Below are 23,850 nucleotides of genomic sequence, written 5' to 3' on the forward strand. Positions count from 1 at the left end.
ATAAGGTGGTGTCAATGCCTTGATATCGCTTTATTTTTCTATGTTTTGGCTTGAATTCGATTTCAAAGTTGAAGTCGTTGACAAAAGAATAGGATTTTTTTACAATTATGTAATATTCTTAAGAAATTCTTAAAAAAGCTATGTTTTTATGCTATAATAGGCTAGAGTAATTTCGCACAGAAAGTAGTAAGGTGAATGTATCAGAGAGCAAAAAAGTCTAAAAAGAAAAGCGATCGATTAAAAATAGTTAATAGCACCCTCTTGGGTGTTTATACTTTGTTAGCGGCCTTCTTGATTTTCACAATTTTCCGCTATCATTTTCTAGCTTTTCGCTATGTGAATATCTTAGTGACAGCCCTCATCTTAGCAGTGGCGGTTCTATCAGGAATCCTGATTTTCAAGGGTAAGGCAGGCAAGACCACTAGTGCTATCCTAATAGTAGCCCTGCTTGTGGGGTCTGTGTCTATGTATGCTGTAAAGGGTTTAGTCGACTTGTCGGCTGGCGTTAACTCCACTTCTAACTACTCTGAGTATGAGATGAGTATCGTGGTGCCGGCAGATAGTGATGTTAAGGACCTCAAGCAGTTGACAAATGTCTTAGCACCATCAGGCAATGACCAAGACAATGTCCAAGCATTGATGAAAAATATCAGTCAAACACAAGGGCATGAGCTGACAGTGGACACAGCATCTTCTTATCTCGCTGCCTATAAGTCGTTGACTTCTGGTGAGGCCAAGGCTATGGTTCTGAATAGCGTCTTTGAAGATACGATTCGTGGTGAAGATCCTGACTATGCTTCAAAAATTAAAAAAATCTATACTTATAAGATAAGCAAGAAGGTTGATACAGCTATTGGCAAGCAAGATCCAAATGCAGAAGTCTTCAATATCTATGTCAGTGGAATTGACACTTATGGACCGATTTCTTCTGTGTCACGCTCAGATGTCAACATTATCATGACAGTCAACCGTAAGACCAAGAAAGTCTTGCTGACGACGACACCACGGGATGCCTATGTTCCAATTGCGGACGGTGGCCTTAATCAGCCAGATAAGCTGACCCACGCGGGTATTTACGGCGTGGACGCTTCAGTTCACACCTTGGAAAATCTCTATGGCATTGATTTGAATTACTACGTGCGCCTGAATTTCACTTCCTTCCTCAAGTTGATTGACTTGCTGGGCGGGATTGATATTGAGAACGACCAAGAGTTTACTGCAGGAAATACTCATTATCCTATTGGTAATATTTCATTAAATTCTGAACAAGCGTTGACTTTCGTTCGTGAACGTTATTCTCTAAATGGCGGAGATAATGATCGTGGTAAGAACCAAGAAAAGGTCATTGCAGCAGTCATTAAAAAGCTGACTTCGACAGATGCATTGAAGAACTACAACGCCATTCTTTCAGGATTGCAGGATTCTGTCCAGACCGATATGAGCTTGGAAACGATGATGAATCTGATCAATACTCAGTTAGAGTCAGGCGGAAGTTACAATGTAACTTCTCAAGCCTTGACTGGAACTGGAAATACAGGTCTGCCTTCCTATGCCATGCCAGAAGCCAATCTCTACATGATGGAAATTGATCAAAATAGCTTGGCAGCAGCCAAAGCAGCGATCCAAGAAGTGATGGAAGGGAAGTAAAGCATGATTGATATTCACTCACATATCATTTTTGATGTGGATGACGGCCCTAAGACATTAGAGGATAGCCGACGTCTACTAGAAGAAAGCTATCGTCAGGGCGTTCGTACCATTATTTCCACTTCTCATCGCCGAAAGGGCATGTTTGAAACGCCCGAAGAAAAGATTGCAGCAAACTTTAAGCAAGTGCAGGAGTTAGCCAAGGAAGTTGCTGACGACTTGACCGTGCTATATGGAGCTGAGATTTACTATACTAGCGATATCTTACAAAAGCTGGAAGAGGGGACATTTCCCAGTCTAGGCGACACCAAGTATGTCTTGATCGAGTTTAGTATGAATACACCCTATAAGGATATTCACTCAGCCTTGGGCAATGTTATCCGCCTCGGTATGACTCCGGTGGTGGCCCATATCGAGCGCTATCACTGTCTGGAAAATGATGAAGATAAGGTCAGCGAATTGATCAATATGGGCTGCTATATGCAAGTCAATAGTTCAAATGTTTTGAAACCCAAGCTCTTTGGTGATCGTTACAAATTTATGAAAAAGCGTGTTCAGTTCTTTTTAGAACGGGACTTAGTTCATTTCGTTGCCAGCGACATGCACAATCTCGATGACAGACCGCCTTATATGCAAAAGGCCTATCAGATTGTCGCGAAAAAATACGGCGCTGAGCGTGCGGAAGAACTCTTTAAGACAAACCAAGAAATCTTATTAAGTAACGAGTTTATTTAATCAATCAAACTCTGGAGAAAGTAAATACATGAATCAAGAAAATCAAATGATCGAAATCGATGTGTTGTCTCTGTTGAAGACAATTTGGAAACGGAAATTTTTAATTATCTTAACTGCCTTATTGACAGGTATTTTAGCCCTAGGTTATAGCGTTTTTATTGCTAAGCCTGCTTATAAGAGCACGACGCGTATCTACGTTGTCAATCGTCAGCAGGGCGAAAATCCTACCTTGACAAACCAAGACTTGCAGGCTGGTTCTTATCTGGTAAAGGACTACAAGGAAATCATCCTGTCACAAGATGTTTTGGCATCCGTCATTTCAGAATTGAAACTGTCAGGTTCGCCATCTGATTTGGCATCTAAGGTAACTGTGACCGTACCGACAGATACTCGGATTGTGTCTATTACGGTTACGCATGCGGATCCGGCAGAAGCAAGCCGTATTGCCAATACTTTGCGCGAAGTTGCTGCTGAGAAGATCATCGCTGTTACCAAGGTATCCGACGTTACAACGCTGGAAGAAGCAGAAAAGCCAAAAACACCGTCTTCTCCAAACATCCGTCGCAATACCATCATTGGAGTGCTTGCGGGTGGTGTCTTGATGGTCATTGTAGTAGTGATTGTTGAGATCCTTGATGACCGTGTCAAGAAGCCAGAAGATATTGAAGAAGTCTTAGGAATGACTTTACTTGGTGTCGTTCCAGATATGAATAAGGTAGGTTAGGAGATACAATGCCAATACTAGAGTTAGCAAGAAAGAAGAAAATGTCTATTTCACGGGTAGAGGAGTACTATAATGCTCTTCGGACCAATATCCAACTTAGCGGCGAGAACATCAGAGTAATTGCTGTAAGTTCTACTTTCCCGGGTGAAGGAAAGACAACAACTTCAACCAATCTCGCTCTGACCTTTGCTAAAGCGGGTCACAAGACACTTTTGATTGATGCAGATATTCGGAATTCTAAAATGTTAGGTGGAGTCTTTAAGAGTGATGGAAAAGTCACTGGTTTGACAGAATATCTGTCTGGGACTACAGATCTATCTCAAGGATTGTGCGAAACGGATGAGCCAAATCTTTTCGTTGTCTCTTCGGGGCAAATCTCCCCTAACCCAACTGCACTTCTTCAGAGTGACCGATTTGCAACGATGATGAGCGTCTTGCGCCGTCATTATGATTATATTATCGTAGATACACCGCCAATTGGTGTGGTGGTCGACGCAACCTTGATTGCCAAAGTCTGCGACGCTAGTCTGTTGGTTGTAGCACCAAAGGAAGTCAAGCGTAAAATGGTTCAAAAATCTAAAACGCACTTGGAACAATCCTCTACACCTTTTCTTGGCGTAGTCTTAAATAAATACGATGTGCAAGCAGATACATACGGTTTCTATGGCTCCTATGGCTCCTATGGGGGTCAACTAAAAGAAGAATCGAATAAATAAAGGGATATTATGGAATTAACACGATCACAAAAAAGAATTATTCTGATGATAGCAGATGCTGTTTTAATATATTTTAGTGGTTTTGTGGCATACTTATTTTTATCTGAATATATTTTGCTGTCAGATTTGAGTTTTGTACAAACCTTAACAATGACAGTTATACTCTATTTTTTAATTGGAATCAAAACGAAACTCTTCTCGATTATTAATCGTTATACGGACTATAAAACTCTTAGTACGATCAGTCTAACCTTGGTCAGTGCTTACTTTGTTATTTTCTTAGTAGAACTTGCGCTATCCTTGCATACAAGCTATCGCTTTTTATTACTTAGTTGCATGTTCTCTATTTTATTTACTATGTCCATGCGTCTTTGCTGGAGAATGTGGTTTAGTTTTAAAAACGGAACAACCTATACAGAGGTTGAAGAAAGCAAAGTAAGTAGAACGCTGGTGGTCGGAGCAGGGGATGGTGGAAGCCTATTTATTAAAACGGCTTTAAAAGAGTCACCTGAATTAAAGATTGTGGCTGTCGTAGATAGTGATACAAGTAAGCAGGGCTCGTTTTTGCACGGTGTCAAAGTTGTTGGTACGGATAATCAAATCCCTGAGATTGTAGCAAACTATGAGATAAGTCAGATTGTCCTAGCAATTCCTTCTCTTAAACCAGATGAGTATGAACGGCTTTTCTCTCTTTGTAAAAAAACAGGCGCTAAAGTTAGTGCTATGCCGAAATATGAAGAAGTGGTTACAGGAAAGTTAAAAGTACATAAATTACGAGAAATTGATATTGCTGATTTATTGGGAAGAAAAGAAGTTAGACTTGATCAAACGAGTTTGCAATCCAATATTGATGGTAAGACAATTTTGGTAACAGGAGCAGGAGGCTCAATTGGCTCAGAGCTTTGCCGCCAAATTGCTCGTTTTTCTCCTGCAAGATTACTACTTTTAGGTCATGGAGAAAATTCTATCTATTTAATTCATAAAGAATTACTTGCTCAGTATGGAGATAAAGTCGAAATTGTGCCTCTTATCGCGGATATACAAGATCGAGAACGGATATTCCATATTATGCATGAGTATCAACCTGATCGTGTTTACCATGCGGCAGCTCATAAGCACGTCCCACTGATGGAATACAATCCAACTGAAGCAGTGAAAAACAATATTTATGGAACCAAAAATGTGGCTGAAGCTGCGAAAGCAGCTGGAGTTGCTAAATTTGTAATGATTTCTACAGATAAGGCTGTGAATCCTCCAAATGTCATGGGAGCTACAAAACGTGTGGCTGAAATGATTGTTACGAGTTTGAATGAGGAAGGGAAGACCTTGTTTGCAGCGGTTCGCTTTGGGAATGTTTTAGGCAGTCGAGGTAGTGTGGTGCCTTTGTTCAAGGAGCAAATTGCGAACGGTGGTCCAATTACCGTCACAGATTTCCGAATGACGCGGTATTTCATGACTATTCCTGAAGCAAGTCGTCTTGTTATTCAAGCGGGTGCGCTAATGCATGGTGGAGAAATTTTCGTGTTAGATATGGGTGAGCCAGTTAAAATTTTAGATTTAGCTAAAAAAATGATTACCTTGAGCGGTCATACGGAAGAGGAAATCCAAATTGTAGAAGCTGGAATTCGCCCAGGAGAGAAATTATATGAGGAATTGCTCTCTACCGAAGAGCGAGTTGACGAACAAATCTATGAAAAAATATTTGTAGGAAATGTTCAAGCTTTACCTAATTCAGAAGTAACAGCTTTTATTGCTTCTATTTCCAAATTAGATGGAGCAGAATTGAAAGCTAAATTAATAAAATTTGCGCAACAGTAGGAGTATAAATGATAAAGTTCGAAGATTTGCCAGTTCAGCTTAGAAATGAAGATGTAGAACGTTATTATAAATTGTTGAATAATAAACGAACATCATTGTTTTGTAAATTATTAATGGACCGTTTACTAGCTTTGGTACTTCTCATCCTATTTTCTCCTGTTATCTTGATAATTGGGATTTGGATAAAAATAGATAGTTCAGGCCCAGCTATTTATAAACAAGTCCGAATTACACAATATGGCAGAGAATTTAAAATTTGGAAGTTTCGAACTATGGTAGTGGGAGCGGATAAAAAAGGTTCTCTTGTAACTTCTCACAATGATAATCGCATTACTAAAATTGGAAAATTTATTCGGAAATATCGGATAGATGAACTGCCACAATTGGTTAATGTATTATTAGGAGATATGAGTTTTGTTGGTACCAGACCGGAAGTTCCTAAATATACCGATCAGTATACAGATGAAATGAAAGCAACTTTATTATTGCCAGCTGGGATAACCTCTCCAGCAAGCATTTCGTTCAAAGATGAAGATATTATAATCAATAGATGTGTCGAACGTGGTTTAACGGTTGATGACGCATATGTGAACGAAGTTTTACCCGCAAAAATGCACTATAATTTAGAGTATTTGAGACAGTTTAGTTTTATTAATGATCTAAAAATCATGATTCAGACAGTAGTGGAAGTAGTTAAATAGGAGAGTAATCCATTATGACAAAATATAATATCCCTTTTTCACCCCCAGATATTACAGAAGAAGAAATTGCTGAAGTTGCAGATACCTTACGTTCAGGTTGGATTACAACCGGACCTAAAACAAAAGAATTAGAAAGACGCTTATCAGAGTATACCCATACTAATCGTACGGTATGTTTAAACTCTGCTACAGCAGCTTTGGAGCTTATTCTGCGAGTTTTAGAAATTGGTGAAGGAGATGAAGTCATTGTTCCGGCGATGACTTATACAGCTTCCTGCAGTGTTATCACTCATGTAGGTGCGACTCCTGTTATGGTTGATATTCAAGAAAATTCTTTTGAAATGAATTATGACTTGCTTGAAGAAGCCATTACATCCAATACGAAAGCGATTATTCCTGTAGAGCTAGCAGGAATTATATGTGATTATGATAGAATTTTCGACATTGTTTTTGCAAAACAGCATCTATTTAAAGCGACTGGTAAGTTGCAAGATGTCTTTAATCGGATTGTAGTTATTTCTGACAGCGCTCATGCCTTAGGCGCAACGTACAAAAATGTTCCTGCTGGTAATATTGCTGATTTTTCATCATTTTCTTTTCATGCTGTAAAAAACTTTACAACAGCAGAAGGAGGCAGTGTCACATGGAAAGCACATCCTGGTATTGATGATGATGAATTGTATAAAGAATTTCAGATTTTATCACTTCATGGTCAGACCAAAGACGCATTAGCGAAAACTCAATTAGGAGCCTGGGAATATGACATTGTAAAACCGGCCTATAAGTGTAATATGACAGATATCATGGCTTCAATTGGGTTAGTACAATTAAAAAGATATCCTCAATTACTGGAACGAAGAAAAGCGATTGTTGCTCAATATGATAAGGCATTTGAAGGTACGCCTATTTCACCCCTGAAACATGAGGAGGCGTACTATCAGTCATCTAGACACTTGTATGTTACACATGTTGAAGGAATCAGTTTAGAAGAACGTAACTTGATTATTCAGAAGATGGCAGAAAAGGGTATTGCCTGTAATGTACACTATAAGCCACTTCCAATGTTAACAGCCTATACGGATTTAGGCTTTGATATCAAAGATTATCCAAATGCATATCGCTATTTTGAAAATGAAATTACATTACCTCTACACACTAAGCTCAGCGATGAGGAAGTTGAGTATATTATTAATGCATATAAAAATATAATATTTGAAATTTTAAGATAAGGAGGACATAGATGATAGATGGTTTAGTATCAATTATTACTCCTACATTTAACTCTGCTAATTTTATAGAAGAAACTATAGAATCGGTTTTGTCACAGACATATCACAATTGGGAAATGATAATTGTTGATGACTGTTCCAGTGATAATACAGAAGAAGTGGTAAATCAATATGTTATAAAAGACAACCGGATTAAGTATATAAAGTTGGATAAAAATTCTGGTGCAGCTGTTGCTAGGAACAAAGCAATGGCAGAAGCCAAAGGGGAGTATATGGCTTTTTTAGATTCAGATGATGTGTGGACTGCTGAAAAATTAAGTGAACAACTGTCCTTTATGCATGAGAATAGTATCTCTTTCTCTTGCACTGATTATGAACAGATTAGTGAATCAGGGGAAAAAACAGATAGAATTATTAAAACGCTTCCCAAAGCAAACTATAATAGAATTTTACTGGATTGTCCTGTTGGTAATTCTACAGTTATGTATAGTGTAAGGGAACTAGGAAAGTTTGAAGTACCCGATATAAGAAAAAGGAACGATGATGCACTTTGGCTTCAAATTCTGAAAAAAACAGAGTATATTTATGGTTTGAATCAAGTACTTATGCAGTATAGAATTCGAAACAATTCGATATCAAGCAACAAAATATCACTGATAAAGTATCATTGGGAATTATATAGAGAAATAGAGAGTTTAAGTAGAATAAGGAGTGCTTTTCATATTTTCTTATGGGGAGTAATCAAAATATTAAAAATAAAATGAGGAAATGTTGAGTGAAAATTCTCCAAATATATGATCATGCTGGTATTAGTTCAGGTATTGTATCAGTACTAGTGGCATGGCATAAATACAATATTCATAAGAATGTAGAATTTGATTTTTTGTTTACTAAAAAAATTTCACCTTCATATGAAAGTGAAATATTAAAATATGGAGGTAAAATCTTTTATATTAATGAAGGAGAAAAGAAACTATCTCCATTAAATTTTATATACAAAGTGAGAGGTTTTTTTAAAAAGTATAGTAATAGATATGATGGTGTTCATTTACACTCAGCGAATTTTGCTTTTCCATTTTTATATTATGCAAAAAAATATAAAGTTCCTTTACGAATTTTACATGTACATAGTGCAGTGTTAGGTAATAAAAAAATTAGCAGTATTCGCAATATACCATTAGTTTATTTAAATAAATTTTGGGCAAATAAATTTATTGCTTGCTCAACAAATGCAGCTAAAGTTTGGTTTGATTTGTTGAGAGTTCATGATTTCGATATATTACCTAATCCATTAGAAGTCGAAAAATATAGTGAAAATATAGAACTGAGAGAGAAGGTTCGTCATCAGTTAGGTATTGAAGATAGTACAATATTACTGGGTCATATTAGCAATATGACTCCTTTAAAGGAAGTTCCATTTGTTATTGATATATTACATGAGATGGTGAAAAATAATCATAACTATAAACTTGTTTTAATTGGTAAAGATTCTTTACCATCCGCGGTAAAAGAAAAAATAACTAAAAATAGTTTGGATGAACGGGTAATTAATTTAGGCGTAAGAAATGATTTAGATGTATTGATACATGCGATTGATGTATGTGTGATGCCGTCTAAATCAGAAGGATTTGGGATGGTTCCTTTAGAATGTCAAGCAGCAAATGTACCTGTAATTATATCTGATAATTTTCCTAAAGAAATAAATGTAACAAATAAAGTAAGTGTATTAGAGAATAACCTAGAAGTTTGGTGTACAGCTGTAAGTAAATTTGCATCTGAACGTTTTGTGCCAAATGATTTAAATGAATTAAAAATAAATTTTTCATTACAGACAATTGTTCCTCAATTGTATAGAATTTATGGCAATAAAATTAATGAGTAGAAAGAAATTAAGTTGAAACATAGATTTAAAATTGATATTACTTTTTGTCTTTTACAAATTTTAGTAATGCTACAGTACATTAATATAATATCTGATTTGCTTCCTCAATTTGTACAAGTAATTATTTTTATTTGTTGGTACGTTTCGGCAATTAGAATTAAAGGTTTTTTTCATAAAACTTTTAACTTAAGTATTTTGAGTTTAGGTATATTTTTATTAACGTTATTGAGAACGATTATTGCAGATCAAGTTAATTTGAATTACTATAGTCCTATGCAAGCAGTAATACAGAGATATCAGTTCCTTATCTTTCCTATTATATATATATATATAAAGGGGTTGCCTGCATACAAACAAAAAAGGTTAGTCCATTTGGCCTTACTGTCTATTTTAATAACGATTGGTGTATCTTTTTACTATATATTTAAAGTTGATCCTCAAGCTATTAGAAATACGCAACGAAGTATAAAATTAATAGGTGTAGGAGATTTTCAGCTTATGTATGCTTTGTCTTTTATGACTGGACCGTTATTAATGTTGATATTTAATAGATTTAAAAAAACTGATTTTAAAAGTGTTTTTGGTTTGTTTTTTATATTCAGTTCAGTAATGTTATGCTTGATTCTATGTAATTTAGTTACATCGGTTGTTGTGGCAATATTATCTATAGGAATTTCTGTTTTTATAAATAAAAGAGGGGCAATATTTCGTCTAGCTTTTCTTTCGATAAGTGGATTGTTATATGTATTGAGAGGTATTATATCAGATGAATTGTATGCACTGGCTAATAGAAATATATTTTATTGGAGTACTAATAACAAAATAGTAGCGATAGCTAATGTGTTAATTGGAAATTATGAGCATACTGATACACTATCCAGAAGAGAGATGTTAGCATCACAATCTATGGCGTCATTTTATAGTAGTCCGATTTTAGGGATTAATTTTAAAGATCATGTTTCAGGGCGTATAGGTGGTCATATGCAGTGGGCAGATGATTTAGCTAGATTTGGTATTTTAGGAAATTTAATAATAATTTTGAACTATGCGATTATTGCTATATATACAATAAATACTAGTAAAAATATGTTAGAGAAAAATTCAATGATAGCTACATGGATAATATTTACTATTTTAGGTTTTTTAAATCCATTATTGTCTGGTCCTATTCTGATGATGATTTTTGTTGTCATACCAATATTAAATGAGTATTGATAAAAAATTAGTAAGAGTGTATCCGTTTGAAAGGTAAAGTTATGAAAAAAGTTCTATTAATAAATCAGTTTAATAGTGATAATTTGGGTGATAATCTTCTAAGTAATATGCTTAGCAGATATCTTGAGAAGAAAAATATAGAAGTCAATAATATTGGTTATGCGTTAGATAAAGAGCAGAGAGTGAATTATAATGTTACTACCGTCACTAGTTATCAAAAATTCAAACGAAAAGCACCTAATTTTTTGAAATATCATTTTCTCTTTAAACGAAATCTTAAGAGGACACTTTCTCGCATTAATTTGGCTGACTATTCAGGAATTATCATAGGTGGAGGGCAGCTAATAAAACATAAAACAGTTTTTTCATATTGTTTTAATTTTTGGTCTAGTATAGCTCGAAAAAATAATATTCCATTATTTATTTATGGAGTAGGAGTGGATTCCAATTTGTCTCAGAGTGAAATCAATAGATATTCTAAAGGAATAAAATATGCGAGGTTTATTAATTGTCGTGATTTAGAAAGTCAACAAGCTTTTGAGGAGCTGTTTAACGTTAAAGCAGTAGTATCTCCTGATGTTGCATTTAGTCTTATCGTTCCAAATAAAAGAAAAGAGAATATAATGGTAGTTATGCCATATAATTACGAAGTTGCGAGACATTCTTTTGGTTATGAGATAACTGAAGATAATTACTATACTGACTTGTATGATAAAGTAAGGCAATTCTATAATAACGATTATAAAATAGTGCTGTCAGCAACTACAACGTCGGATGCTAGAGAATGTTTGAATTTTAAAAAATATTTAGAGACAAAAGAAATTTCGGTTGAACTATGCGAGGCACAAAAAATAGATGATTTAATTAATTTATTCAGTCGCTCAAAAGTAATACTAACGGGACGTATGCATGCAATGATTATGGGACTATGTAGTGACAATAAAATAATACCAATTGTAATTTCTCATAAAATTAGAACATTTGAAAAAGAATACTTAAATGATAATTATAATTATGAGCAAATTAAAGAGTATAGTGATTTAGGGATAGAGCAATTAATAAGTAAGTTGTAGGATAAAATATGAGTGATATAGATATTTCTATTGTTATTCCAACGTATAATAGAGAGAAATTTTTACAAGAAGCTATTGAGAGTATTATTCCACAGAGAAAAGTTAGTTTAGAATTAATTGTCATTGATGATGCTTCTACTGATGGGACGGAACGAGTCATAAAAGAAATGTCTCAGCGGCTTCCCTCTAATATTTGTATAGTTTATAAAAAAAATCATGCAAAACAATTTGCCCATATTTCTCGTTTTAAAGGATTATATATTGCTCGAGGAAGTGTAGTTGCTTTTATGGATGATGATGATTTTTATATTAATTCTAGTATTTTTGAATTAGTCAAAGAAGTATTTGAAACTAATAAGGATATAGGAGCGTTTATAGCTTCAACAATCCCATATTCTAATGGATGTTTTTTAAATAAAGTAGATTTAAATATAGAAGGACTAGTAAAGAAAGAGAAATATTTACAATATTTTGATTATAACTATCCGAAGCCTCAGTCAACCCTAAGTAGTTTTTTTAATACCGACTTATTAAAAAAATCGGGAATAGATAAATTCAAAATGGTTAATGATACCTGTATATATTTGAACGGCATTCTATCTGGCGATGTATATATATTTAATGAAGCGGTGGCTGCTTATCGTATTCACGATTCTAATATATCTAAAAAAGCGTTTCCAATAAGTTTCATTATTCAAACCTTGGAAGAAAAAAGGCGTATATATAAAAAAGTTGAAGCGGAACACTTGTTGATTGATTCAGCTGAATGGTATTTTAGAAATTTAAAAAAATCAGTTTATTATTTTATATACAGTTCGAATTATAATTTAAAGATAATGTTTTATCAATTTATGTGGCTGATTTTTAGAGGGAGAGGCGCTAGATTATTATTTTTAAAAGATTTTTTTAAAAGAGTTGTCTGATAAGAAAGTGAGAATGTTATTACTTTGAGAAGAAATTTTATATATAGTTCTCTCTATCAAGTGCTACTATTAATAATTCCTTTGTTAACTACACCTTATCTTTCAAGGGTGTTGGGGCCTCAAGCGCTTGGAGAATTTTCTTACCATAATTCAATAGCATATTATTATGTGATATTTATTATGCTTGGTCTTAATAATTATGGTAGTCGGGAAATTGCTAAGAATAGAGATGATATTACAAGGTGTAGTCGGGTTTTTTGGAATATATATAGCTTACAATTGATATTAGGGGTATTTATAAACTGTATTTACTTATTTTATATATTTTTTATATCTAATAATATTTTATTGAGTTCTCTCTTTTTTATGTATACATTGTCAGCATCTGTTGACATAAATTGGTTTTTTTGGGGAATTGAAGAATTTAAAAAAACAACTATAAGAAATATGCTTTCTAAGTTAATAGTTACAGCATCTATATTTATATTTGTTAAAAAATCATCTGATTTACCAATGTATACATTTTTACTTTGTAGTAATCTCCTACTTACCCAGATTATTTTATGGCCGGATGCGATACGCAAACTTTCATTCTATAAACCTAACTTGAAGGAAGTATTGAGTCATTTAAAACCAAATCTATTTCTTTTTGTAACAGTGCTAGCTGTGAGTATTTATAAAATAATGGCTAAAATTATGTTAGGGGCTATGAATTCTAATGAACAGTTGGGATTTTATGAATCGGCTGAAAGAATTATTCAAGTTCCGATGGCTTTTATTACTGCCTTGGGAAATGTTATGTTGCCCAAGGTTAGTAATCTTGTAAAAAAAGATGAGAAGCAAAGTGAAATCTTAATAGGAAAAAGTATCAGATTTGTAATGTTTCTTTCTTCTTCAATGAGTTTTGGAATTATGGGAGTATCAAAAGAGTTTGTTCCTATATTCTATGGAAAGGGATTTGAAATCTGTGTTATATTATTTTTGATTTTATTACCTAGTTGCTTATTTTTAGCTTTTTCAAATGTTTTTAGAACTCAGTATCTTTTGCCGCTTCAAAAGGATTCTATTTTAATTCAATCTGTAATGGTTGGAGCGTTAGTAAATGTTATAATTAATTATTTTTTGATTCCTTCTATAGGTGCAGTTGGTGCAGCGTTTGCTACTTTGGGAGCAGAAATTGCAGTAACAGTATTTCAGACTATTAGAGTGAATAAAGAATTTAAAATTCATAAATATATTTTAGAAGCTGTTTTAATTTCTATCACGGGACTACCGCTCTTCATGTTTTTATATAATATAGAGTGGCAAGGTATTTCTTTATTTTATAGTCTATGTGTAAAAATAGCTATAGGAATCTTTTATTATTCTTGTATTTTTTCGATGCTTTATAGAAGAAAATTTAAGAGAAAATAATATTGTATTGGTTTTATAGAAAAATAGAAAAAAGAAAATTATGAGAAAACAAATAGCAGTAGCAGGAACAGGTTATGTCGGTCTTTCAATAGCTGTATTATTGGCACAGCACCATCAGGTAACAGCTGTTGATATTATTCAAGAGAAGGTTGATTTGATTAATGCCAAGAAATCGCCCATACAAGATGATTATATTGAGCAGTATTTAGCCGAGAAAGAGTTGGGATTGGTAGCAACCGTAGATGCAGAGACTGCTTATAGAGACGCAGACTTTGTCGTCATTGCAGCTCCGACGAATTATGATCCGAAAAAGAATTTCTTTGATACATCTGCCGTAGAGTCAGTTATTGAAACAGTGCTGAAATATAATCCTGAGGCAATCATGGTGATTAAAAGTACGGTTCCTGTGGGCTATACAGAGTCAGTACGAAAGAAATTTCAGACTGAAAATATCTTGTTTAGCCCTGAGTTTTTGCGGGAGTCAAAAGCGCTTTATGATAATCTGTATCCGAGTCGAATTATTTTAGGAACAGATAAAAATAATGAGCGCTTGGTAAGTGCTGCCGAAACTTTCGCTGGACTGCTTCAAGAAGGGGCTTTAAAAGAAGATATTGATACATTGTATATGGGTTTTACAGAAGCTGAAGCAGTAAAGCTTTTTGCGAATACTTATCTTGCTTTGCGTGTTTCTTATTTTAATGAGCTGGATACTTATTCTGAGATGAAGGGGCTGGACACTCAAGCTATTATTGATGGAGTTTGTTTGGATCCACGGATTGGTTCTCACTATAACAATCCTTCCTTCGGTTATGGTGGCTATTGTCTTCCTAAAGATACCAAGCAACTTCTTGCAAATTACTCTGATGTTCCTCAGGATATGATGACAGCGATTGTACAAAGTAATCGTACAAGAAAAGATTATATTGCTGATCGAATTTTAGATCTTGCTGGTGCTTATGTTGGCAATGAGTCTTATGAACCAGCTAAGGAGCGAGATATTACTGTAGGTGTCTATCGTTTGACAATGAAAAGTGATTCAGATAATTTCAGACAATCTTCTATTCAAGGTGTTATGAAACGTCTGAAAGCCAAGGGTGTCACCATTATTATTTACGAGCCAACGCTTGAGGATAATATCACCTTCTTTGGTAGTAAGGTGGTCAATGACTTCAAAAAATTTAAAGAATTTAGTCAAGTGATTATTGCTAATCGTTTTGATGAAAGCTTGGAAGATGTAAAAGAAAAAGTTTACACTAGGGATATTTTTAAACGAGATTAAGATTATTCATAGTGCTTGAAATATCCCCCACCCCCCAAATGTCAAAAATATTCCCTGAAATGTCATTTTCTAGTGCCTAACCCTACCTTTCAGCTCTTAAATGAGACAAGTTAAGATTCTTGCCCCTAATCCTCTTCTTTTTACGATAAACTAGTGTTAAAGCAAAAAGATTGGAGTTATGATGGAAATTCAAGAAATTTATAATCAATTCAGAGATTACTATAGGGAGCTTGAGGCTGAGTATGCTCATTGTCAAAAGGCTAGCACGGAGTGGGAAAGCCTGCATCTGCGCTATCTGATTTACTACCTGATGCGCTACGGTATCGGGGAGATCAAGTTTTTTAATGCCTATCATTATCGGGCGGCTTATCGCTGGTATTTGCAGTCCTTGATGTTGAGCTCGGCCTGATATTTAGAGAGTGGGACAGAAATCGGTAATTGGTTAGAATTCGATTTCGTCGTCCCACCTCCGCATAGTTGAGTAGGGCTGTAAAAGCTGATGAAATCAGCGTAGTAGAGCCCACTCAACCACTGCGTCTTGCTCGACAATCCAAAGACAATTGAGAGGCTAGGACCTTTGTCCCAGACTCTTTTTTATTCCCTTGGGGGAATAATTTATGATAAAATATAAGTAATATGGAGGTTGGCAAAATGGAGAAAAGATCTGAAATCAAGCGACAAGTAGCATTAAGCAACCGTGCCTTTATCCTTGCCCTGCTGGGAGCGGTATTTGTATCAGCGATTGCCATTTTATTCTTCCAAAGCATCATGGGGCTGCCTAAGGGAAGCGGTAGGAATGCTGCTAAAGATGTTCCTAAGTCTTCCTCGGTTGCAGGAAAGAAGGCTGATTCGAAAACGGTACGGATTATGGCTAATGGCGACCTTTTGTATCATGATGGGCTTTATATGAGCGCTCAAAAGGCCGATAGTAGCTATGATTTTTCGGAAAATTTCACCTATGTCAAGGACTGGCTCCAGCAAGGAGATTTGGTCTTGGGAGATTTTGAAGGGACCATACGCTCAGACTATCCTTTGGGAGGCTATCCTCTTTTCAATGCTCCGGAGGCTGTTGTGCCCGCCATCAAAGATGCCGGCTACCAAGTGGTGGATCTGGCCCATAATCACATCCTAGACTCAGGGCTTGAGGGAGTCTTTACGACTGCCAAAGCCTTTGAAAATCACGGAATTAGCCCAGTCGGCGTCTATACTCACAAAAACAGGGACAAATCGCCCATCCTGATCAAAGAGGTAAAAGGCATCAAGATTGCGATTCTGGCTTACTCCTATGGCTTTAATGGCTTGGAGTCCAATCTCAGTCAGAAGGAGATTGATCATCACCTATCGACCTTTGATGAGGAGAAGATGAAGGCTGAGATTGAGCAGGCGGAGAAAGAAGCGGACATTACAGTAGTCATGCCGCAGACGGGAATTGAATACCAGCTGGAGCCAAATGAGGAGCAGGTAGAGCTCTACCACAAGATGGTGGACTGGGGAGCGGACATCATTTTTGGGGGGCATCCGCACGTAGTGCAGCCTTCAGAAATTCTTGAAAAAGATGGTCAGAAGAAGCTGATTATTTACTCCATGGGAAATTTTATCTCTAATCAGCGGATTGAAACCATGGCTGGTGTGGATACGGCTGAGTGGACCGAGCGTGGTGTCTTGATGGATGTGACCATAGAAAAGACGGACAAGGGAACCATTATCAAAACAGCTCAGGCACATCCAAGCTGGGTCAGCCGTGTGGAAAAGGGAACGTATTCGCCAGAGGGTTATCCGCTTTACACTTATCAAACCCTTATCTTAGAAGATTTCATCGAGGGTGGAAAATATCGCAATCAGCTGGATCAGGCGACCAAAGATCGGATTGATACGGCCTATAAGGAAATGAAAGAGCATGTGCATCTGAATTGGAAATAAGCACAAAAAAGGACACTCCCTTTTGTTTCTTTACTTTTCTTTGATGAGAAACGAACTATTATAAAGCCTACGAGCAAAATAGTTTCGTTATCAAAGAATTTTATATATAATATAGGATACAAAAGGGGACAGGTATGTACAGCGTAATAGAAATGTATGGCGATTATGAGCCCTGGTGGTTTTTAGACGGTTGGGAGGACGATATCATTGAGAAAAGGTATTTCGATGATTATTATACTGCCCTCAAATACTATAAGAACCGCTGGCTAGAGATGTCTGAAGCATCGCCACTTTATAAAAGCCGCAGTGATCTTATGACGATTTTCTGGGATCCGGCCGATCAACGTTGGTGTGAGGAGTGCAATGAAGATATTCAGCAATACCACTCCCTGCTTTTGTTAGAAAATGAAAGCAAGATCCCCAAGAGCAAGTATCGTCCAGGCTACCGCAAGCAAAATGCTACTGAAAAACACCGTATTTGCAAAATTAAAGTGCGGGCTAGATAAGATAGAAGTCAAAGAATGAAGAAAATTTCTTCATTCTTTTTTTATTTTTTCTTATTTTGTGCGAATAGTAAGGTGAGGAGGACTTATGGTTCAAAAAATTGCAAAGGAAATGATTCAATTGGCCAGGCAGGAAGCAGCTCAAGATGTCTATCTGATTCCCAAGAGTTCCTGCTATGAGCTTTATATGCGGGTGGGAGATGAGCGGCGCTTCATTCAGACCTATGATTTTGATTTATTATCGTCAGTCATCAGCCATTTTAAGTTTGTCTCAGGCATGAATGTTGGAGAGAAGAGGCGCAGCCAGTTAGGGTCCTGCGATTATGATTGTGGAGAGGTCACAGTTTCGCTCCGTCTTTCGACCGTCGGCGATTACCGTGGCTATGAGAGCTTGGTGATTCGGCTCTTACACGATGAGGAGCGTGAGTTGCGTTTCTGGTTTGACAATCTGCCTGATCTTCGTAAAAAAGTAAATTCTCGCGGCCTTTATCTGTTTTCAGGGCCAGTTGGCAGTGGAAAGACGACGCTGATGCACCAGCTGGCTCAGATGAGATTTGGGCAGCAACAGGTCATGTCTATCGAAGACCCTGTGGAAATCAAGCAGGAAAATATGCTCCAGCTTCAATTGAATGAAACTATCGGGATGACCTATGACAGCCTCATCAAGCTATCTCTGCGTCACAGACCGGACCTCTTGATTATCGGTGAAATCCGAGACCAAGAAACGGCTCGTGCGGTGGTAAGGGCTAGTTTGACAGGGGCAACGGTCTTTTCAACTATCCATGCTAAGAGTATTCGCGGAGTCTATGAGCGGCTGTTAGAGCTGGGTGTCAGTGAGGATGAGCTGCGCATGGTATTACAGGGCGTTTGTTACCAGCGTTTAATCGGGGGAGGAGGTGTGATCGACTTTGTCAACCAAAACTATCAAAAGCACGAAGCCAGTCTCTGGAACCAGCAGATTGACCAGCTTTTTGCAGATGGACATATCACAGCTGATCAGAGGCAGGCGGAAAAAATTATCTACGCCTAAGCAAAAGAAAATTATCGAGCTGTTTCGTAATCTCTTCACCAGTGGTTTTCATTTGGCGGAGATTGTTGATTTTCTGCGGCGGAGTGCCCTTTTAGAGGAGGCCTATGTCGCGGAAATGCGTTCGGGTTTGGCTGCTGGCCAGTCATTTTCCCAGATTATGAAGCGTTTGGGCTTTTCCGATAATGTGGTCACCCAGCTATCTTTGTCTGAGTTGCACGGAAATCTAAATCTTAGTTTGGGTAAAATCGAAGATTATCTGGAAAATCTATCCAAGGTCCGTAAGAAATTGATTGAGGTGGGGACTTATCCCCTGATGCTGCTTGGGTTTCTAGTACTGATCATGCTGGGCTTGCGTAATTATCTCTTGCCTCAGCTGGACAGTCAAAATATGGCCACTCAGTTCATTCATTATCTACCGCAGATCTTTCTGGGAGGCGCTCTGGTGAATTGCTTGCTGATTTGCGGTGGCTGGCTCTATTATCGCAAGAGCTCTAAGATGAGATTTTTCAGCCGTTTGGCCAAGTTTCCTTTTGTTGGCACCTTAGTGCGGGCTTATCTGACGGCCTACTATGCGCGTGAATGGGGAAATATGATTGGGCAAGGATTGGAATTGAGTCAGATCTTTCTCATCATGCAGGACCAGCCTTCTCAGCTCTTTCAGGAGCTGGGACGAGACTTGGAGACGGCTCTGGGTGCAGGTCAGGGCTACGCCGAGAAGGTCAGCACCTATCCCTTCTTTAAGAAAGAGCTGGCCTTAATCATCGAATACGGCGAGGTCAAGTCCAAGTTGGGTGACGAATTGGAACTGTATGCCGAAAAGACTTGGGAGGAGTTTTTCCTGAGAATCAATCGGGCCATGAATTTGATTCAGCCTCTCGTTTTTGTCTTTGTCGCCCTTGTTATTGTTTTGCTTTATGCAGCCATGTTGCTGCCAATTTATCAGAATATGGAGATTCAATTATGAAAAAATTAAAAACTTTGAAAGTTAAAGCCTTCACTCTGGTGGAAATGTTAGTCGTCCTTTTAATCATCAGTGTCTTGATGCTCTTGTTTGTCCCAAATTTGACCAAGCAGAAGGATGCTGTTTCAGATACGGGCAATGCGGCTGTAGTCAAGGTGGTAGAAAGTCAGGCTGAGCTTTATGAATTGAAGAATGTTAATGAAAAAGCTACTCTAGGAAAATTAGTTGCCGATGGTCGGATTACCGATAAGCAGGTGGCATCCTATAAGGCTTACTATGGAAAAAACAGCAGTGAAGTTCGTGCAGTTGCGGATTAAGGCTTTTACGCTGTTAGAAAGTCTCCTGGCTTTATTTGTGGTCAGTTTCATTTTATTAGGTTTATCTGGCTCTGTCCAGGCTGGTTTCAATCAAGTACAGGAGCAGCTGTTTTTCATGGAATTTGAGTATCTTTATCAGGAGAGCCAAAAGCTAAGTATGGCTGGACATGAAAAGATCAAATTGACCATTTCGGAGCGCAATATCTCCAACGGCTATCAGCAAGTAGAATTTCCCAAGACTTTGCAGGAACATGCTCCTCAGACCATTCAGTTTGATCAGGCTGGCGGGAATTCTTCGCTCAGCAAGATTGTTTTTCAAACGGAGGATAAAAAGGTTGTTTACCAGCTTTATATGGGTAATGGAAAATTTAAAAAGACGACAAATGAAGGCTAGCATTTTGCTGGAGGCTCTGGTGGCAATGGCGGTTTTTGCGGCTATTGCCAGCCTCCTGCTTGGCCAGATTAGTCAGTCGCGGCAGGAACAGATTCGCTTATTGCAGGAGGAGGAAGTCCTACGGGTTGCTCGGATGGCCATGCAGACGGGACAGGAAAATCTGACAGTAAACGGCATTACAGTCCGCCAGGTTAAAACAGACCAGCAATTAACCGTCTATCACCAAGAGGAGAAGGTGCTCAGTGTTAAAAAACGTTAAAATCAAAGCTTTTACACTTTTAGAGACTCTAGTCGCCCTGCTGGTCTTGAGCGGTGGTATATTGGTCTTTCAGTCGATGACCAAGCTTCTGGCTTTTGAACTGCGACATCAACAGGAAAATAAGCAGCAGGAATGGCTCTTATTTGTCGATCAGTTGGAGACGGAGCTATCGCGCAGCCAATTTGACCGAGTCGAAAACGACAAAATCTATGTCAAACAGGATGGCAAACATATAGCTTTGGGCAAATCTCGGAGTGATGATTTTCGCAAGACGGATGCTTCGGGACGTGGCTATCAACCCATGATCTATGGACTTAAAGCTGCTCCGGTCAGTCAGCAGGGGGACCTTGTTCGCTTTCGCTTCCGGTTTGAAAATAATTTAGAAAGAGAGTACATCTATCGTGTTCAAGATAAAAGTTAAGGCAGGCATCTTGCTTTATGCCCTCTTTATGGCAGCTGTCTTTAGCTTGCTCTTGCAATTTTATCTGAACCGGCAGGTGACCAATCAGCGTCTCTTTCAAGCTAATCGAGAGCGGACAGAAGCCTATGCCTTGGCTGTTTTGACCAAGGAGACTGCCATAGAGGAGAGCGGGCAATTAGCCTTCGACCAAGGGAGCACCCATTATCGCAGGCAGGGAAATATGCTGGAAGTCAGCAGCCAACTTGCCAATCAGAAGAGTTATTCTTTCTATTTTGAGAGTAAAAAGGAGCCAGAGAAGAAGGACAAAGAAGCTAAAGACTCCAAAGATACTAAAAAAACTAAAGTGCCCTCTCCTTCAACTGACAAGAGAAGCGACTAATATAAATGTAAAAGATTTGTAATCCGATAGCCCTTGGAAAGAGGGCTTCTTTTTGGTATCATAAGACAACGGAGGATGCCATGAAATTTGAAAAAATAGAACGAGCTTTTCACCTGCTTTTAGAAAATGTGCAAAATATCCAAAATGCGCTGGGAACCAATTTCTATGATGCCTTGATTGAGCAAAATGGGATTTATCTGGACGGAGATACAGAATTACAAGAAATTCTGAAAAACAATGACAAGCTTCGTGCCTTGCATTTGACCAAGGAGGAGTGGCGTCGGGCTTATCAGTTTATTTTTATGAAGGCTTCTCAGACAGAGCCACTCCAAGCTAATCACCAGTTCACACCTGATTCGGTCGGCTTCTTGCTGAGTTTTTTGATTGACCAGTTGGCTCAAGACGAGAGAGTTGATTTGCTGGAGATCGGCAGTGGAACAGGCAATTTAGCGGTGACTCTGCTCAACCACACGCAAAAGAATATGGATTATCTAGGCCTAGAAATTGACGACTTGCTGATTGATTTGTCTGCTAGCATTGCCGAAGTTATGAATTCCAAGGCACACTTTGCTCAAGGAGATGCGGTGCGGCCTCAGGTTCTGAAAGAAAGCGACTTGATTGTCAGTGATTTGCCAGTGGGCTATTATCCAGATGATGCCGTGGCGGCTCGTTATGAGGTTGCCAGTCCAGACGAGCATACTTACGCCCATCATCTCTTGATGGAGCAATCGTTAAAATATTTGAAACCGGGGGGCTATGCTATCTTTCTCGCGCCAAATAATCTGCTGACGAGCCCTCAAAGTCATCTGCTGAAAAAATGGCTACTGTCTAGCGCTCAGCTTTTGGCAATGATTTCCCTGCCAGAGAAGATTTTCGCAAGCCGACAGAATGCTAAGACACTATTTGTCCTGAGGAAACAAGGCGAATCAGACATCCAGCCGTTTATCTACCCTTTGCAGGACTTGCAAAGTCAGGATGAAATCTTGAAGTTTCGTGAAAGTTTTCAAAACTGGGTCAAAGTTAGTGAAATTCAAACAAATTTTTGATATAATAGTTTGAAAACGCTTAAAGAGGTGACGAGATGTCAAAAACTATTTCTATCAATGCTGGAAGTTCGAGTGTAAAATGGCAACTTTATTCAATGCCAGAAGAAAAGGTGCTGGCTAAAGGTTTGATTGAGCGGATTGGTCTCAAGGACTCAATCTCTACGGTTAAATTTGATGGTCGTTCTGAACGCCAAACCTTAGATATTGCTGACCATACACAAGCTGTGAAAATTTTATTGGATGATTTGAAACGGTTTGAAATTATTCAATCTTACGATGAAATCACAGGTGTTGGGCACCGTGTCGTAGCTGGAGGCGAGTATTTCAAAGAATCAGCTCTTGTGACTGACGATGTATTGGAAAAGATTGAAGAGTTGTCTCTGCTAGCTCCTTTACACAATCCTGCCAATGCTGACGGTATCCGTGCTTTCAAGGAACTTCTTCCAGACATCACTAGTGTGGCTGTTTTTGATACATCTTTCCACACAACCATGCCAGAAAAAGCTTATCGCTATCCATTGCCAACTAAGTACTACACTGAAAATAAGGTCCGTAAATATGGAGCACATGGAACCAGCCATGAGTATGTAGCCCACGAAGCTGCAAAACTTTTGGGTAAACCGATTGAAGAATTGAAACTCATCACTTGTCATATCGGAAACGGTGCTTCTATCACAGCAGTCGATAAGGGGTGCTCAGTGGATACTTCTATGGGCTTCACTCCCCTTGGTGGAGTTATGATGGGAACACGTACGGGTGACATCGATCCAGCAATTATTCCATACTTGATGCAACATACAGATGACTTTAACACGCCAGAAGATATCAGTCGAATTCTGAACCGTGAATCTGGACTGTTGGGCGTTTCAGAGAAATCAAGTGATATGCGCGATATTCATGAAGCTATGCGTGCGGGTGATGAAAAGGCACTATTGGCAAATGAAATTTTTGTGGATCGCATTCAAAAATACATTGGTCAGTATTTAGCTGTTTTAAATGGAGCAGATGCCATTATCTTCACAGCTGGTATTGGTGAAAACTCTGTGACCATCCGTCGCATGGTTATCGAAGGAATTTCTTGGTTTGGCTGCGATGTCGATCCAGAGAAGAATTTCTTTGGTGCTACAGGAGATATTTCAACAGAAGCTGCTAAAGTCAGAGTTCTGGTTATCCCGACAGATGAAGAGTTAGTCATTGCGCGTGATGTAGAACGCTTTAAAAATCAATAATCAAAAGCTCGGCCTAGCTGAGCTTTTTCTTGTGAC

At 37.8% G+C, this 23,850-nt stretch carries 26 protein-coding genes; all 26 read left to right on the forward strand.

The window, feature by feature from the left end:
• Positions 1–195 precede the first annotated feature (195 nt).
• The 26 genes from O3644_RS04945 (at position 196) to O3644_RS05070 (ending at position 23,814) form a co-directional block, all read left to right on the forward strand.
• Positions 196–1,647: an LCP family protein gene (locus O3644_RS04945; protein ID WP_371595211.1), complete on the forward strand. Its 1,452-nt coding sequence runs from the start codon at positions 196–198 to the stop codon at positions 1,645–1,647.
• Between the two features lie 3 nt (positions 1,648–1,650).
• The gene (cps4B, locus tag O3644_RS04950; protein ID WP_371595212.1) at positions 1,651–2,382 is read left to right on the forward strand and encodes a capsular polysaccharide biosynthesis protein Cps4B; all 732 of its coding nucleotides are present in this window, start codon (positions 1,651–1,653) and stop codon (positions 2,380–2,382) included.
• Between the two features lie 28 nt (positions 2,383–2,410).
• A complete protein-coding gene (locus O3644_RS04955) occupies positions 2,411–3,106 on the forward strand; it encodes a Wzz/FepE/Etk N-terminal domain-containing protein (RefSeq protein ID WP_371595213.1) in 696 nt (231 codons plus the stop codon).
• Between the two features lie 8 nt (positions 3,107–3,114).
• Entirely contained in the window at positions 3,115–3,822 is a 708-nt protein-coding gene (locus tag O3644_RS04960) for a tyrosine-protein kinase (protein WP_371595214.1), read from the forward strand.
• Positions 3,823–3,831: 9 nt separating this feature from the next.
• Positions 3,832–5,640 carry a polysaccharide biosynthesis protein gene (locus tag O3644_RS04965; RefSeq protein WP_371595215.1) on the forward strand — a complete coding sequence of 603 codons (1,809 nt, stop codon included), beginning with the start codon at positions 3,832–3,834 and terminating at the stop codon, positions 5,638–5,640.
• Positions 5,641–5,648: 8 nt separating this feature from the next.
• On the forward strand, positions 5,649–6,341 hold the full coding sequence (locus O3644_RS04970) for a sugar transferase (protein ID WP_048791598.1): 693 nt from the start codon (positions 5,649–5,651) through the stop codon (positions 6,339–6,341).
• Between the two features lie 14 nt (positions 6,342–6,355).
• Positions 6,356–7,570 (forward strand): DegT/DnrJ/EryC1/StrS aminotransferase family protein, encoded by a 1,215-nt coding sequence (locus O3644_RS04975; RefSeq protein WP_048791599.1) that lies wholly within the window; start codon positions 6,356–6,358, stop codon positions 7,568–7,570.
• A gap of 11 nt (positions 7,571–7,581) precedes the next feature.
• A complete protein-coding gene (locus tag O3644_RS04980; protein ID WP_048791600.1) occupies positions 7,582–8,334 on the forward strand; it encodes a glycosyltransferase family 2 protein in 753 nt (250 codons plus the stop codon).
• 11 nt (positions 8,335–8,345) lie between these two features.
• Positions 8,346–9,452, forward strand: coding sequence for a glycosyltransferase (locus O3644_RS04985; RefSeq protein WP_048791601.1), 1,107 nt, complete (start codon positions 8,346–8,348; stop codon positions 9,450–9,452).
• 12 nt (positions 9,453–9,464) lie between these two features.
• Complete coding sequence (locus O3644_RS04990; protein WP_048791602.1) at positions 9,465–10,667, forward strand: hypothetical protein; 1,203 nt, start codon at positions 9,465–9,467, stop codon at positions 10,665–10,667.
• Between the two features lie 41 nt (positions 10,668–10,708).
• Positions 10,709–11,740 carry a polysaccharide pyruvyl transferase family protein gene (locus O3644_RS04995; RefSeq protein ID WP_048791603.1) on the forward strand — a complete coding sequence of 344 codons (1,032 nt, stop codon included), beginning with the start codon at positions 10,709–10,711 and terminating at the stop codon, positions 11,738–11,740.
• Between the two features lie 8 nt (positions 11,741–11,748).
• Entirely contained in the window at positions 11,749–12,663 is a 915-nt protein-coding gene (locus O3644_RS05000; RefSeq protein ID WP_048791604.1) for a glycosyltransferase family 2 protein, read from the forward strand.
• Positions 12,664–12,687: 24 nt separating this feature from the next.
• A complete protein-coding gene (locus O3644_RS05005; RefSeq protein ID WP_371595216.1) occupies positions 12,688–14,076 on the forward strand; it encodes a flippase in 1,389 nt (462 codons plus the stop codon).
• Between the two features lie 40 nt (positions 14,077–14,116).
• Positions 14,117–15,355, forward strand: coding sequence for a nucleotide sugar dehydrogenase (locus O3644_RS05010; protein WP_048791606.1), 1,239 nt, complete (start codon positions 14,117–14,119; stop codon positions 15,353–15,355).
• Positions 15,356–15,536: 181 nt separating this feature from the next.
• The gene (comW, locus tag O3644_RS05015) at positions 15,537–15,764 is read left to right on the forward strand and encodes a sigma(X)-activator ComW (protein WP_371595227.1); all 228 of its coding nucleotides are present in this window, start codon (positions 15,537–15,539) and stop codon (positions 15,762–15,764) included.
• A gap of 242 nt (positions 15,765–16,006) precedes the next feature.
• Entirely contained in the window at positions 16,007–17,275 is a 1,269-nt protein-coding gene (locus tag O3644_RS05020) for a CapA family protein (RefSeq protein WP_371595217.1), read from the forward strand.
• A gap of 134 nt (positions 17,276–17,409) precedes the next feature.
• Positions 17,410–17,781 (forward strand): DUF1033 family protein, encoded by a 372-nt coding sequence (locus tag O3644_RS05025; RefSeq protein WP_048791608.1) that lies wholly within the window; start codon positions 17,410–17,412, stop codon positions 17,779–17,781.
• A gap of 85 nt (positions 17,782–17,866) precedes the next feature.
• Positions 17,867–18,808, forward strand: a complete 942-nt coding sequence (comGA, locus tag O3644_RS05030; RefSeq protein ID WP_048791609.1) for a competence type IV pilus ATPase ComGA — start codon at positions 17,867–17,869, stop codon at positions 18,806–18,808.
• The gene (comGB, locus tag O3644_RS05035) at positions 18,756–19,772 is read left to right on the forward strand and encodes a competence type IV pilus assembly protein ComGB (protein WP_048791610.1); all 1,017 of its coding nucleotides are present in this window, start codon (positions 18,756–18,758) and stop codon (positions 19,770–19,772) included. The genes comGA and comGB overlap by 53 nt, the downstream gene beginning before the upstream one ends.
• Positions 19,769–20,086 (forward strand): competence type IV pilus major pilin ComGC, encoded by a 318-nt coding sequence (gene comGC, locus O3644_RS05040; protein WP_048791611.1) that lies wholly within the window; start codon positions 19,769–19,771, stop codon positions 20,084–20,086. Before comGB ends, comGC begins: the two co-directional genes overlap by 4 nt.
• Positions 20,046–20,480 (forward strand): competence type IV pilus minor pilin ComGD, encoded by a 435-nt coding sequence (gene comGD, locus O3644_RS05045; protein WP_048791612.1) that lies wholly within the window; start codon positions 20,046–20,048, stop codon positions 20,478–20,480. Before comGC ends, comGD begins: the two co-directional genes overlap by 41 nt.
• Positions 20,446–20,739, forward strand: a complete 294-nt coding sequence (gene comGE / locus O3644_RS05050) for a competence type IV pilus minor pilin ComGE (RefSeq protein ID WP_193389924.1) — start codon at positions 20,446–20,448, stop codon at positions 20,737–20,739. Before comGD ends, comGE begins: the two co-directional genes overlap by 35 nt.
• A complete protein-coding gene (gene comGF / locus O3644_RS05055) occupies positions 20,723–21,160 on the forward strand; it encodes a competence type IV pilus minor pilin ComGF (RefSeq protein WP_048791614.1) in 438 nt (145 codons plus the stop codon). The genes comGE and comGF overlap by 17 nt, the downstream gene beginning before the upstream one ends.
• On the forward strand, positions 21,141–21,539 hold the full coding sequence (gene comGG, locus O3644_RS05060) for a competence type IV pilus minor pilin ComGG (protein ID WP_371595218.1): 399 nt from the start codon (positions 21,141–21,143) through the stop codon (positions 21,537–21,539). Before comGF ends, comGG begins: the two co-directional genes overlap by 20 nt.
• A gap of 80 nt (positions 21,540–21,619) precedes the next feature.
• Entirely contained in the window at positions 21,620–22,585 is a 966-nt protein-coding gene (locus tag O3644_RS05065) for a class I SAM-dependent methyltransferase (RefSeq protein WP_371595219.1), read from the forward strand.
• Between the two features lie 35 nt (positions 22,586–22,620).
• Positions 22,621–23,814 carry an acetate kinase gene (locus O3644_RS05070; RefSeq protein WP_048766290.1) on the forward strand — a complete coding sequence of 398 codons (1,194 nt, stop codon included), beginning with the start codon at positions 22,621–22,623 and terminating at the stop codon, positions 23,812–23,814.
• Positions 23,815–23,850: the final 36 nt, after the last annotated feature.

It is taken from the genome of Streptococcus sp. 27098_8_113 (assembly GCF_041432545.1).
Taxonomy (GTDB): Bacteria; Bacillota; Bacilli; order Lactobacillales; family Streptococcaceae; genus Streptococcus.

What these genes read in the sequence shown, in the direction of transcription:
- O3644_RS05070 (WP_048766290.1), top strand. Translation starts at nt 22,621, where the DNA reads ATGTCAAAAACTATTTCTATCAATGCTGGAAGTTCGAGTGTAAAATGG.
- O3644_RS05000 (WP_048791604.1), top strand. Translation starts at nt 11,749, where the DNA reads ATGAGTGATATAGATATTTCTATTGTTATTCCAACGTATAATAGAGAG.
- comGA (WP_048791609.1), top strand. Translation starts at nt 17,867, where the DNA reads ATGGTTCAAAAAATTGCAAAGGAAATGATTCAATTGGCCAGGCAGGAA.
- cps4B (WP_371595212.1), top strand. Translation starts at nt 1,651, where the DNA reads ATGATTGATATTCACTCACATATCATTTTTGATGTGGATGACGGCCCT.
- O3644_RS05065 (WP_371595219.1), top strand. Translation starts at nt 21,620, where the DNA reads ATGAAATTTGAAAAAATAGAACGAGCTTTTCACCTGCTTTTAGAAAAT.
- O3644_RS05010 (WP_048791606.1), top strand. Translation starts at nt 14,117, where the DNA reads ATGAGAAAACAAATAGCAGTAGCAGGAACAGGTTATGTCGGTCTTTCA.
- comW (WP_371595227.1), top strand. Translation starts at nt 15,537, where the DNA reads ATGGAAATTCAAGAAATTTATAATCAATTCAGAGATTACTATAGGGAG.
- O3644_RS05025 (WP_048791608.1), top strand. Translation starts at nt 17,410, where the DNA reads ATGTACAGCGTAATAGAAATGTATGGCGATTATGAGCCCTGGTGGTTT.
- comGB (WP_048791610.1), top strand. Translation starts at nt 18,756, where the DNA reads ATGGACATATCACAGCTGATCAGAGGCAGGCGGAAAAAATTATCTACG.
- O3644_RS04995 (WP_048791603.1), top strand. Translation starts at nt 10,709, where the DNA reads ATGAAAAAAGTTCTATTAATAAATCAGTTTAATAGTGATAATTTGGGT.
- O3644_RS04955 (WP_371595213.1), top strand. Translation starts at nt 2,411, where the DNA reads ATGAATCAAGAAAATCAAATGATCGAAATCGATGTGTTGTCTCTGTTG.
- O3644_RS04960 (WP_371595214.1), top strand. Translation starts at nt 3,115, where the DNA reads ATGCCAATACTAGAGTTAGCAAGAAAGAAGAAAATGTCTATTTCACGG.
- O3644_RS04965 (WP_371595215.1), top strand. Translation starts at nt 3,832, where the DNA reads ATGGAATTAACACGATCACAAAAAAGAATTATTCTGATGATAGCAGAT.
- comGD (WP_048791612.1), top strand. Translation starts at nt 20,046, where the DNA reads ATGGAAAAAACAGCAGTGAAGTTCGTGCAGTTGCGGATTAAGGCTTTT.
- O3644_RS04980 (WP_048791600.1), top strand. Translation starts at nt 7,582, where the DNA reads ATGATAGATGGTTTAGTATCAATTATTACTCCTACATTTAACTCTGCT.
- O3644_RS04975 (WP_048791599.1), top strand. Translation starts at nt 6,356, where the DNA reads ATGACAAAATATAATATCCCTTTTTCACCCCCAGATATTACAGAAGAA.
- comGC (WP_048791611.1), top strand. Translation starts at nt 19,769, where the DNA reads ATGAAAAAATTAAAAACTTTGAAAGTTAAAGCCTTCACTCTGGTGGAA.
- O3644_RS05020 (WP_371595217.1), top strand. Translation starts at nt 16,007, where the DNA reads ATGGAGAAAAGATCTGAAATCAAGCGACAAGTAGCATTAAGCAACCGT.
- O3644_RS04945 (WP_371595211.1), top strand. Translation starts at nt 196, where the DNA reads ATGTATCAGAGAGCAAAAAAGTCTAAAAAGAAAAGCGATCGATTAAAA.
- comGE (WP_193389924.1), top strand. Translation starts at nt 20,446, where the DNA reads ATGGAAAATTTAAAAAGACGACAAATGAAGGCTAGCATTTTGCTGGAG.
- O3644_RS04970 (WP_048791598.1), top strand. Translation starts at nt 5,649, where the DNA reads ATGATAAAGTTCGAAGATTTGCCAGTTCAGCTTAGAAATGAAGATGTA.